This window comes from Streptomyces viridifaciens (genome assembly GCF_001888885.2).
GTDB lineage: Bacteria > Actinomycetota > Actinomycetes > Streptomycetales > Streptomycetaceae > Kitasatospora > Kitasatospora aureofaciens.
This window is the reverse complement of sequence record NZ_CP090841.1, coordinates 3,320,490-3,331,632: the sequence shown is the minus strand read 5'-3', so window position 1 is coordinate 3,331,632 and position 11,143 is coordinate 3,320,490. Positions and strand designations below refer to the sequence as shown.

Here is an 11,143-nt window from a genome sequence, read left to right as displayed (position 1 = left end):
GCATGGGTTGGTGCGGTTGACAGTTTCATAGTGTTTCGGTGGTCATAGCGTGAGGGAAACGCCCGGTTACATTCCGAACCCGGAAGCTAAGCCTCACAGCGCCGATGGTACTGCAGGGGGGACCCTGTGGGAGAGTAGGACGCCGCCGAACAATCATTCAGAAAAGCCCCTGATCCTTTGGATCAGGGGCTTTTCGCATTTCCGTTGACGTATCGTCGGTGCATGGACGATCAGACAGCGGTCATTGCGAGCAACGTGCTCAGCCCCGAGCAGCGCGACGGCGCCCTGCGTGTTCTGGCGGAGGCCCAGGCGGTCGACGGCCGGGCCGCCGTCTCCGAGCAGGGCCGGCTCCGGCTGCGGAGCGCCGGGACGCCCCGCTCGGGCGTCACCCACGTGGTCGGCAGCGAGAGCGGCTCCGTCGTGGGCTACGGCCAGCTCGAGGTTCCGGAGGCGCCGACCGCCGAGCCCGCCGCCGAGCTGGTGGTCGACCCGGCCGCCCGTGGCCGCGGTCTGGCCCGTCCGCTGGTCGACGCCGTACTGGCGCAGGCCCACCTGGTCGGCCGGGACGCGGTGGACTTCTGGTTGCACGGCGGTCACCCGGCGGCCCGGCACCTGGCAGGCGCGTACGGGGCCGAGCTGGTCCGCGAGCTGCGGCAGATGCGCCGCACCGGTGCGCAGACCGAGGCCGTTCCCCTCCCGGCGGGCATCGAGCTCCGGACCTTCCGCCCGGGGGAGGACGACGCCGAGTGGCTGCGGCTGAACGCCCTGGCCTTCGCCCACCATCCCGAGCAGGGCTCCTGGACGGAGCAGGACCTGGCCGAGCGGATCGCGGAACCGTGGTTCGATCCGGCCGGCTTCTTCCTCGCCACCCGGGACGGCAAGGTGGTCGGTTTCCACTGGACCAAGGTGCACCCGGCCACCGCCGCCGAGCCGGAGCTCGGCGAGGTGTACGTGGTCGGGGTCGATCCGGCCGAGCAGGGCAGCGGCCTCGGCCGGGCGCTGACCGCGGCGGGTCTGCGTCACTTGACCGGGTCGGGCAGCGGCGAGCGCGGACTGGCGACCGTCCTCCTCTACGTGGACGCCGACAATCCGGCCGCCGTGCGGGTATACGAGCGACTGGGATTCACCATTCACGAGGTGGATCTCATGTACCGGGCCCGGTACCAGGCTGACCGGTGGACCCGGACCCCCGCCTAGACCCGCACCCACCCCCAACCCCACCCCCAACCCCAACCCCCACGCCACGCCACCTACACCCAGACCCCCACCCACGCCGGGAACGGCCGAGCCGTAACGGAACGGTCGCGGGCGAGGGGCGGAGAGCGGCGCCGCCCCTTGCCCCGACCGACTCAGCTTTCCTCTTGGCCATGCGGTGTTTACCGTGGATTCAATTGCTGCCGCGAAGATCACAGGATGAAGTCCGTAGTGTCTCGCTCGTGCAGAGTCGACCGCCATTCGTCGGCCGGTCCTGTACGGACCGCGCCCGGTGGGTGGGCGCTGTCCCCGGGGGCAACCCGGGGCGAGGACGACGGCCCGCAGAGCCGTTCGCGTCCGGACGCCGTCCTGCTGGAGGAGCTGGAACCCATGAGCATCCCCCGCCCCGTCCCTGCCCCGTCGGCGCCCACGGCCAGGATGTCCAGTGCGCTGGGCATCCCGCCGGAGCTGCCGGCCACGGACGAGCAGGAGTTCGAAGCACTGCCGCAGGGCCGCTTCCTCGACCGGGAGCGGAGCTGGCTCGCGTTCAACGAGCGCGTCCTGGAGCTGGCCGAGGACCCGGGGATCCCGCTGCTGGAGCGGGCGAAGTTCCTGGCGATCTTCGCCAGCAACCTGGACGAGTTCTTCATGGTCCGGGTGGCCGGCCTCAAGCGCCGGATCGCCACCGGCGTCGCCCAGCGCAGCGCGTCGGGGCTTCAGCCGCGCGAGGTGCTGGACCTGATCTGGACCCGCTCGCGCGAGCTGATGGCCCGCCATGCCGCCGCGTTCCAGCAGGAGGTGCTGCCGGACCTCGCCGCCGAGGGCATCGAGGTGGTCCGCTGGCCGGAGCTGGCCGAGAAGGAGCAGGCCCGGCTGCACACACTGTTCCGGCAGCAGATCTTCCCGGTGCTGACCCCCCTGGCGGTCGACCCGGCGCACCCCTTCCCGTACATATCGGGGCTCTCGCTCAACCTGGCCGTGGTGGTCCGCAACCCGGTGTCCGGCCACAAGCACTTCGCGCGCGTGAAGGTGCCGCAGTCGCTGGCCCGCTTCCTCGAGGCCTCGCCCCAGCGGTACGTCCCGCTGGAGGACGTCATGGGCGCGCACCTGGAGGAGCTCTTCCCGGGGATGGAGGTGCTGGCCCACCACGCCTTCCGCGTCACCCGCAACGAGGACCTGGAGGTGGAGGAGGACGACACCGAGAACATCCTCAAGGCCCTGGAGAAGGAGCTGATGCGGCGGCGCTTCGGCCCGCCGGTCCGGCTGGAGGTCGAGGAGTCGATAGACCCCTACATCCTGGACCTGCTGGTGCGGGAGCTGAACATCACCGAGGCGGAGGTCTTCCCGCTGCCCGGGCCGCTGGACCTGACCGGGCTGTTCGGGATCGCCGACCTGGACCGCCCGGAGCTCAGGTACCCGAAGTTCGTGGCCGGCACGGCCCGCGGGCTGACCGACGTCGAGTCCGCCTCCCAGCCGGACATCTTCGCCGCGATGCGCGAGCGCGACGTCCTGCTGCACCACCCGTACGACAGCTTCTCCACCTCGGTGCAGGCCTTCCTGGAGCAGGCCGCCGCCGACCCGGACGTGCTGGCGATCAAGCAGACCCTGTACCGCACCTCTGGCGACTCGCCGATCGTGGACGCGCTGATCGACGCGGCCGAGTCCGGCAAGCAGGTGCTGGTCCTGGTCGAGATCAAGGCGCGCTTCGACGAGCAGGCCAACATCAAGTGGGCCCGCAAGCTGGAGGAGTCGGGCTGCCACGTGGTCTACGGCCTGGTCGGGCTGAAGACCCACTGCAAGCTGTCGCTGGTGGTCCGCCAGGAGGGCGACACCCTGCGGCGCTACTCGCACGTCGGCACCGGCAACTACCACCCGAAGACGGCCCGGCTGTACGAGGACCTCGGCCTGCTCACCTCCGACCCGCAGGTCGGGGCGGACCTCTCGGACCTGTTCAACCGGCTGTCCGGTTACTCGCGCCGCGAGTCCTACCGCCGGCTGCTGACCGCGCCGCGCGGCCTGCGCGACGGCCTGGTCTCGCGGATCCACAACGAGATCGCCCACCACCGGGCGGGCCGGCCCGCGTACGTGAAGATCAAGGTCAACGCGATCGTCGACGAGGCCGTGATCGACGCGCTCTACCGGGCCTCGCAGGCCGGGGTGCCGGTGGACGTCTGGGTGCGCGGGATCTGCGCGATCCGCCCGGGGGTGCCGGGGCTGAGCGAGAACATCCGGGTGCGCAGCATCCTCGGGCGCTTCCTGGAGCACTCCCGGATCTTCGTCTTCGGCAACAACGGCGATCCCGAAGTGTGGATCGGCAGCGCCGACATGATGCACCGCAACCTCGACCGCCGGATCGAGGCCCTGATGCGGATCACCGACCCCGCGCACCGCGCCGAGCTGTCCGGGCTGATCGACCTCGGGGTGTCGGACGAGACCGAGTCCTGGCACCTCGGGCCGGACGGCGCCTGGGCCCGCCACTCGCAGGACGCGGAGGGCCGGCCGCTGCGGCACGTCCAGGACCTGCTCATCGACTCACGCCAGCGCCGCCGGGCCGCCACCCCGCGCTGACGCGTCCACTGATGCGAGCCGCCGGAGCGGTCGGGGCCCCCGAAGGCCCCGAGGGGACCTGCTCCGGCGGTCGGCCACCAGCCTCGGGGAAGGGCCCGGGGGAACGGGGATCAACCACGCCATGACCGATGCGCCGATGACGGCCCAGGCGGCCTCCACAGCGACCGCCGGGGACATCCTTTCCCGCCAACTCACCGCCCAGGCGGGCGCGTTCCTGCGCGCCCTGCCGCTCGCGGTGGGCGAGGTCGGCGCCAGACCGGGCTCGGCCGCGGCCGTGCCGTCGAGCGGCACCGCGGACCTGCTGCGGGCGGTGCGTCGGATCGGCGGACTGCTGCACACCTTCGGGGCCGTCTTCGAGCCGGGCTGGGCGCAGGAGTCGCGCACCGAACTGCGCTGGCTGCTCAACCTGTTGGCGCTGGAGCCCGGTTACGTCCGCCGCTCGGTGCGGCTGCTGGGCGCGGTGGACTCGCTGAGCGGCACGGACCCGGAGGGCACCGGCATGCTGGCCGGGCACGCGGGCGCCCCCAAGGCGCGGGCGCTGCTGGACCGGCAGCTGACCCTGGCCCGGACCAGGGCGCACTCCACCGTGCTCCAGGAACTGCGTTCGGCCCGGTTGCACGCGCTGGCGGACCGGATGACCCTGCTGGTCGGCGAGGCGCCGCTGCTGGAGACGGCCGGCGGCCGGGCTTCGGCGGTGCTGCTGCCGCAGGCGGCGGCCGCGTTCACCGCGCTGTCGGCGAGCGCCCAGCAGCTGCCGCTGCAGCGGGCCGCGACGCCGTACGGCGGGGACGGGCTGCGCCGGCTGGGCCCGTTGCCTCCCTCCTCGCCCGCCTTCGGGCAGGCGGTGCCCTCGGCGCGGGTCGCTCCGGCGGGCGCCGACGCCGCGCTGGCGGCCGACGACGCGCCCTGGTCCCGGCTGCGGATCCTGGTGAAGCGGGCCCGGTACGCGCTGGAGGTCTGCGGCCGCCCGTCCTCCGAACTGGACGAGCTGGACGCGGTGCTGGACCGGCACCAGGAGGCGGCGGACGCCGCGGTCACCGCCGCCACCGCGGCACGCACGCCGAGGATCACCCCCGCGACCGCCTACGTGCTGGGCGTGGTGCATGCTGATCAGCGACTGGAGGTGGAGGCGGCGCGGTACGCCTTCGGCCGCCGGTGGACCGACCTCCCGCCCGGCCTGGACGGCTGGCTGGAGATCCCCCCTGCCGAGGGCCGGGGGGATTCCCCCGCATCACGGACGGCCTGAATTGCACGATCGCCTGAACGTCGGGCAGAGGCGCCCGAGCACCGGGCGGAGCCGCCCGTACCCCGAGCAGCGGGTGGACGCGCCCGCGACCGGTACGGGCCGTGCCCCGGTGGTCCTGGCGGCGGGCGCGGTGCTCTGGCTGCCCGGGAAGCCCAAGCCCAGCGGACGGCTGGGCCGGCCACGGATCGCGGTGATCCACCGGCCGAAGTACGACGACTGGAGCCTGCCGAAGGGCAAGCTCGACCCGGGCGAGGGCGTGGTCGAGGCGGCGCTGCGCGAGGTGGCGGAGGAGACCGGTTTCCGCTGCCTGCTCGGCCCGGAGCTGCCCGCCCAGCACTACCTGGCGCAGGGCCGTCCGAAGGAGGTCCGGTACTGGGCGGCGGTGCCGACCGGCGGGGCCTTCCGGCCGAACCGCGAGGTCGACCGCCTGGAGTGGCTGCCGGCGGGCAAGGCCAGGGCCCGGCTGACCCACGACCGGGACCGGTTGCTGGTGGACGCCCTGCTGGCGGTCCTGGGAGCGAAGCCCGTACGGACGGGTGAGGAGCCGCGGGTGCGGGAGCGGTGGAAGTGATCTCCCTGCGCCCTCCCCGTGACGCAACCGTTACTACGTGACGTAGTTTCCTGTCATCCGTTCGAGGTTCACTCCCCGTTCACTTGTGACCGGCTGACGTGTCACTTCCCCGGCCTAACTTCGGGACCACCGGAGGGCCGAACGGGCCCCGGACCACAGCAAAACCCGCGCTCGGCCATGTCCGCACGGCCTGCGCGACGGGCAATGCCACAGAAAGGGACACCCCTGTGAAGCTCCAGCGGAACGGCCGCTCCAAGGCCCTCGCCATCGGTGCCATGGCGCTCGTCAGCTCGCTGTCGCTCGCCGCCTGCGGCTCGGACAACAACACCAACACGGCGTCCGGCGGATCCAACGGCTCCTCCGCTGCCGCGGCCGCGATCAACTGTGGCAAGGCCGGCACGCTGCTCGGCGCGGGTTCGACCGCCCAGGCCCCCGCGATCGACGTGTGGAAGACCAACTTCGGCTCCTCCTGCTCCGGCACCACCGTCAACTACAGCGGCGGCGGCTCCGGTGCCGGCGTCCAGCAGTTCAACCAGGGCAAGGTCGCCTTCGCCGGCTCCGACTTCGCCCTCAAGCCCGCCGACGTCGACGCCTCCAAGGCCGTCTGCACCGGCGGCAAGGCGATCGACCTGCCGATGGTGGCCGGTCTGGTCTCGCTGGTCTACAACGTCGAGGGCGTCGACAACCTGGTCCTGGACGGCCCGACCGCCGCCAAGGTCTTCGACTCGCAGATCACCAAGTGGAACGACCCGGCCATCGCCGCCCTGAACCCGGGTGCCAAGCTGCCGGACGCCGAGATCCAGACCTTCCACCGGTCGGACGACTCCGGCACCACCTTCAACCTGACCTCCTACTTCGCCAAGACCTCCGGCGGCGCCTGGAGCGCCGAGCCGAGCAAGGCGTGGAAGGGCAAGGGCGGCCAGTCCGCGAACGGCAGCGCCGGCGTCTCCGCCCAGATCAAGCAGGTCAAGAACTCGATCGGCTACGCCGAGCTGTCCTACGCCCAGACCAACAACCTGAAGAGCGCCAAGATCGCCACCGGCGCCGCTCAGCCGGTCGAGGCGACCGCCGCCAACGCGGCGAACACCATCGCCTCCTCCACCGTGTCGGGCACCGACGGCGACCTCGCCCTCTCCCTGGACTACGGCACCAAGGCCGACAACGCCTACCCGATCGTCCTGGTGACCTACGAGATCGCCTGCGACAAGGGCAACAAGGCCGAGACCCTGGACACCCTGAAGTCCTTCCTGACCTACACCATCAGCGACGGCGCCCAGAAGTCGATCGGCGACAAGGGCTACGTCCCGATGCCGGCCGCGATCGGCGACAAGGTCAAGGCCGCCGTCGGCACCCTGGCCTGACCCGACAGGACCCCCGGTGGGACGGCCCCGTGAGCGAGGGGGGCGGGGGCCGTCCCACCGGAGCGCCACCATCCAGCACCAACGTCCGGGGCACCGCCGCCATGGTGCCGACCCCCTTCCGGGGCGGCACCACCAGACCGGAGTAGACCAATGACCTCATCCTCCCCTGCCGCCCCGCGAGGCAGGGAACGCCGACCGCGCGACAGCCGCGTCGGCGACAAGATCTTCATGAACCTCGCCCGCGGCGCGGGCATCCTGCTGCTGGTCATCATGGCCGCGATCGCCGGCTTCCTGGCCTGGCGCTCGGGCATGGCCCTCAGCAACAACAACGGCAACTTCCTCACCACCTTCGAGTGGACGCCGGACGCCCCGAAGCCGGTCTTCGGCATCGCCGTCCTGGCCTTCGGCACCATCGTCAGCGCCCTCATCGCGATGGTGATCGCCGTCCCGGTGGCCATCGGGATCGCGCTGTTCATCTCGCACTACGCCCCGCGCCGGATCGCCCAGCCGTTCGCCTACCTGGTCGACCTGCTCGCCGCCGTCCCCAGCATCGTCTACGGCCTCTGGGGCGCGCTGTTCCTGGTCCCGCACATGGACGGGCTGACCAGCTGGCTCAACCAGTACCTGGGCTGGACGTACCTCTTCGACCAGACCAGGACCGGCACCCCGCGCAACCTGTTCACCGTCGGCATCCTGCTGGCGATCATGATCCTGCCGATCATCACCGCGGTCTCCCGCGAGGTGTTCCGCCAGGTGCCGCGGATGCACGAGGAGGCGGCGCTCGCCCTCGGCGCGACCCGCTGGGAGATGATCCGCACCGCGGTGCTGCCGTTCGGCCGCCCCGGCATCATCTCGGCCTCCATGCTCGGCCTCGGCCGGGCGCTCGGCGAGACCATCGCGGTCGCGGTGGTGCTCTCCGCCAACAGCGTCCTGTCGCTGCACATCCTCGACGCGGGCGGCGGCACCTTCGCGCAGAACATCGCGCTGAAGTTCGCCGAGGCCGGCAACAACGGCCGGGACGCGCTGATGGCCTCCGGCCTCGTCCTGTTCGTGATCACCCTGCTGGTGAACGGCGCCGCGCGACTGATCATCGCCCGCCGCAAGGAGTACTCGGGGGCCAACGCATGACCACCATGACGACCGTCCCCGAGGACGCCCGGCCGCAGGTCGGCCCCAGGCTGACCGCCAACCGGCTGCCCAGGTGGACCCCGCCCGCCGTCGCGGCCGGCTCGATCGCGGTCGGCTGCGGGATCGGCGCGGCCGCCGGGCTGCAGAGCCACCTCCAGTGGGGCCTGATCTCGGCCCTGCTGTTCCTGGTCGGCGGCTACCTGATCTCGGCCCAGGTCGAGGGCCGCCGCCAGGCCAAGGACCGGTTCGCCACCTCGGTGGTCTGGGTCGCCTTCATCCTGGCCGTCGTCCCGCTGGTCTCGCTGACCGTCTACACGGTCCAGCAGGGCATCGGCGTGGTGAACGGGAACTTCCTGAGCCACTCGATGAAGGGCGTGATCCAGTCCGGCCCCGGCGGCGGCATCTACCACGCGCTGCTCGGCACCCTCCAGCAGGTCGGCCTGGCCACCCTGATTGCCGCCCCGCTAGGCCTGCTGACCGCCGTCTACCTGGTCGAGTACGGCCGCGGCCGGCTCGCCAAGGCCGTCACCTTCTTCGTCGACGTCATGACGGGCGTGCCGTCCATCGTCGCCGGCCTGTTCATCCTCTCGCTGTGGAACCTCGCCCTGGGCTTCAGCTACTCCGGCTTCTCGGGCAGCCTCGCGCTGGCGATCCTGATGATCCCGGTCGTGGTCCGGTCCACCGAGGAGATGCTCAAGCTCGTCCCGAACGAGCTGCGCGAGGCCTCGTACGCCCTCGGCGTGCCGAAGTGGAAGACCATCCTGAGGATCGTCCTCCCCACCGCGATCGGCGGCATCACCACCGGCGTGATGCTCGCGGTCGCCCGCATCACGGGCGAGACCGCCCCGGTGATGATGCTGGTGTTCGGCGCCGACTACATCAACAGCAACCCGTTCGACGGACCGCAGCAGTCCCTGCCGATGTACATCTGGCAGCAGTACTCGGTGGTCAACAACGACTTCGGCTACGCCCGCGCCTGGGGCGCCGCGCTGGTGCTGATCGCCTTCGTGATGGGGCTCAACCTCATCGCCCGGGGCATCGCACGCTGGCGCTCGCCCAAGGGCGGACACTGAGCGACCGACTGACGCACGAAGACAGACGAGAGAAGCAACGATCATGGCCAAGCGCATCGACGTCAGCGGACTGTCGGCCTACTACGGCACCACCAAGGCCATCGAGGACATCTCGATGAGCATCGAACCCCGCTCGGTGACCGCCTTCATCGGCCCCTCCGGCTGCGGCAAGTCCACCTTCCTGCGCACCCTCAACCGGATGCACGAGGTGATCCCCGGCGCCCGGGTCGAGGGCAAGGTCCTCCTCGACGACGAGAACCTGTACGCCTCCAACGTCGACCCGGTCGCCGTGCGCCGTTCCATCGGCATGGTCTTCCAGCGCCCGAACCCGTTCCCGACCATGTCGATCTACGACAACGTGGTCGCCGGGCTCAGGCTCGCCGGTGTGAAGAAGAAGTCCGTCCTGGACGACGTGGTGGAGCGCTCGCTGAAGGGCGCCAACCTCTGGAAGGAGGTCCACAACCGGCTGAACAAGCCGGGGGCCGGCCTCTCCGGCGGTCAGCAGCAGCGACTGTGCATCGCCCGCGCCATCGCGGTCGAGCCCCAGGTGCTGCTGATGGACGAGCCCTGCTCCGCGCTCGACCCGATCTCCACCCTCGCCATCGAGGACCTGATCGGCGAGCTGAAGTCGCAGTTCACCATCGTCATCGTCACCCACAACATGCAGCAGGCGGCCCGCGTCAGCGACCGCACCGCCTTCTTCAACCTGGCCGGCGTCGGCCAGCCGGGCAAGCTGATCGAGTTGGACGACACCCAGCGGATCTTCTCCAACCCGTCGGTGCAGGCGACCGAGGACTACATCTCCGGCCGCTTCGGCTAGACCGGACCCCAGCTGTCCCGCGGTGCTGCATGGCGGTGCCGCCGCGGGGCATGAGGAAGGGCCCGCCCCCGAGATGTGGGGGCGGGCCCTGTCAGTTGCTCGCCCGCTCGGCTCCGGGGCGCTCGGAGCCGGTGCGGCTCGGGGCGGCGGACCGCCCATCGCGTCCGACCGTTCCGGCGGGGCTCAGCCCCAGAACAGGTGGACGAACCAGTACACCAGCGCGGCGACGACGGCGGCCGCCGGCATCGTGATGAACCAGCCGAGCACGATGTTCTTCGCGACGCCCCAGCGCACCGCGCGGAGCCGCTTGGTGGCGCCCGCGCCCATGATCGCCGCGGTGATCACGTGAGTGGTGGAGATCGGCGCCTTGAAGACGAACGACGTGATGTACATGACGACCGAGGAGGTGGCCTCGGCCGCGAAGCCCTGCGGCGGGTCCAGCTCGATGATCTTGCGGCCGAGCGTCCGCATGATCCGCCAGCCGCCCGCGTAGGTGCCCAGCGAGAGCATCGTCGCGCAGGAGATCTTCACCCAGACCGGGATGTCCCCGGCGGTCTGGTGGCCGGAGATGGTGAGCGCCATCACCACGATGCCCATGGTCTTCTGGGCGTCCTGGAGGCCGTGCGCCAGCGCCATCGCGGCGGCGGAGGCGGTCTGGGCCACCCGGAAGTTGCGCTTGGCGCGGTGCGGGTTGGCCCGGCGGAAGATCCACAGGATCGCCAGCATCACGATGAAGCCGCCGATCAGGCCGACCACCGGCGAGAGGATCATCGGGATGACGATCTTGTCGATGACCCCGTTCCAGATCACCCCGATCCCGCCGGCCAGCGCCGCGCCCACCATGCCGCCGAACAGCGCGTGCGAGGAGGAGGACGGCAGGCCGAAGTACCAGGTGACCAGGTTCCAGGCGATCGCGCCGACCAGGGCGGCGAACAGGATCGCCATCCCCTGGTTGCCCTTGGGGGTCTCGATGATCCCCTGGGAGACGGTGTGCGCCACCCCGCTGCCCAGGAAGGCGCCGGCCAGGTTCATCACGGCGGCCATCGCGAGCGCGGCCCTCGGCGTCAGCGCCCGGGTGGAGACCGACGTGGCGATCGCGTTCGCCGAGTCGTGGAAGCCGTTGGTGTACGTGAAGAAGAACGCAACACCGATGACGGCGATGAGTGCTGCCATGTCCACGAG

At 71.0% G+C, this 11,143-nt stretch carries 9 protein-coding genes and 1 rRNA gene; 9 read left to right on the top strand and 1 reads right to left on the bottom strand.

Annotation, left to right across the window (positions count from 1 at the left end; genetic code table 11):
* Positions 1-34 precede the first annotated feature (34 nt).
* The 9 genes from rrf to pstB all read left to right on the top strand — a co-directional run bounded on the left by rrf (position 35) and on the right by pstB (position 9,961).
* A 5S ribosomal RNA gene (gene rrf / locus BOQ63_RS21895) occupies positions 35-151 on the top strand.
* A gap of 71 nt (positions 152-222) precedes the next feature.
* A complete protein-coding gene (gene mshD, locus BOQ63_RS21890) occupies positions 223-1,197 on the top strand; it encodes a mycothiol synthase (RefSeq protein ID WP_150476039.1) in 975 nt (324 codons plus the stop codon).
* 387 nt (positions 1,198-1,584) lie between these two features.
* The gene (locus BOQ63_RS21885; RefSeq protein ID WP_046386926.1) at positions 1,585-3,762 is read left to right on the top strand and encodes an RNA degradosome polyphosphate kinase; all 2,178 of its coding nucleotides are present in this window, start codon (positions 1,585-1,587) and stop codon (positions 3,760-3,762) included.
* A gap of 121 nt (positions 3,763-3,883) precedes the next feature.
* On the top strand, positions 3,884-5,008 hold the full coding sequence (locus BOQ63_RS21880; RefSeq protein WP_050366643.1) for a CHAD domain-containing protein: 1,125 nt from the start codon (positions 3,884-3,886) through the stop codon (positions 5,006-5,008).
* Between the two features lie 73 nt (positions 5,009-5,081).
* Positions 5,082-5,579, top strand: coding sequence for an NUDIX hydrolase (locus tag BOQ63_RS21875; protein WP_046386929.1), 498 nt, complete (start codon positions 5,082-5,084; stop codon positions 5,577-5,579).
* Positions 5,580-5,806: 227 nt separating this feature from the next.
* Positions 5,807-6,940 carry a phosphate ABC transporter substrate-binding protein PstS gene (pstS, locus tag BOQ63_RS21870; protein WP_030289041.1) on the top strand — a complete coding sequence of 378 codons (1,134 nt, stop codon included), beginning with the start codon at positions 5,807-5,809 and terminating at the stop codon, positions 6,938-6,940.
* A 150-nt stretch (positions 6,941-7,090) separates the two neighbouring features.
* On the top strand, positions 7,091-8,068 hold the full coding sequence (pstC, locus tag BOQ63_RS21865; protein WP_030289039.1) for a phosphate ABC transporter permease subunit PstC: 978 nt from the start codon (positions 7,091-7,093) through the stop codon (positions 8,066-8,068).
* A gap of 5 nt (positions 8,069-8,073) precedes the next feature.
* Positions 8,074-9,141 carry a phosphate ABC transporter permease PstA gene (pstA, locus tag BOQ63_RS21860; RefSeq protein ID WP_043389102.1) on the top strand — a complete coding sequence of 356 codons (1,068 nt, stop codon included), beginning with the start codon at positions 8,074-8,076 and terminating at the stop codon, positions 9,139-9,141.
* Between the two features lie 43 nt (positions 9,142-9,184).
* Positions 9,185-9,961 carry a phosphate ABC transporter ATP-binding protein PstB gene (gene pstB / locus BOQ63_RS21855; RefSeq protein WP_030289035.1) on the top strand — a complete coding sequence of 259 codons (777 nt, stop codon included), beginning with the start codon at positions 9,185-9,187 and terminating at the stop codon, positions 9,959-9,961.
* A gap of 183 nt (positions 9,962-10,144) precedes the next feature.
* Here the strand turns inward: pstB and BOQ63_RS21850 are convergent, their stop codons facing one another.
* Positions 10,145-11,140 (bottom strand): inorganic phosphate transporter, encoded by a 996-nt coding sequence (locus BOQ63_RS21850; protein WP_030289034.1) that lies wholly within the window; start codon positions 11,138-11,140, stop codon positions 10,145-10,147.
* Between the last annotated feature and the right edge of the window lie 3 nt (positions 11,141-11,143).

Coding starts and splice junctions, on each gene's coding strand:
- mshD (WP_150476039.1), top strand. CDS start 223: ATGGACGATCAGACAGCGGTCATTGCGAGCAACGTGCTCAGCCCCGAG.
- BOQ63_RS21885 (WP_046386926.1), top strand. CDS start 1,585: ATGAGCATCCCCCGCCCCGTCCCTGCCCCGTCGGCGCCCACGGCCAGG.
- BOQ63_RS21880 (WP_050366643.1), top strand. CDS start 3,884: ATGACCGATGCGCCGATGACGGCCCAGGCGGCCTCCACAGCGACCGCC.
- pstC (WP_030289039.1), top strand. CDS start 7,091: ATGACCTCATCCTCCCCTGCCGCCCCGCGAGGCAGGGAACGCCGACCG.
- pstA (WP_043389102.1), top strand. CDS start 8,074: ATGACGACCGTCCCCGAGGACGCCCGGCCGCAGGTCGGCCCCAGGCTG.
- pstB (WP_030289035.1), top strand. CDS start 9,185: ATGGCCAAGCGCATCGACGTCAGCGGACTGTCGGCCTACTACGGCACC.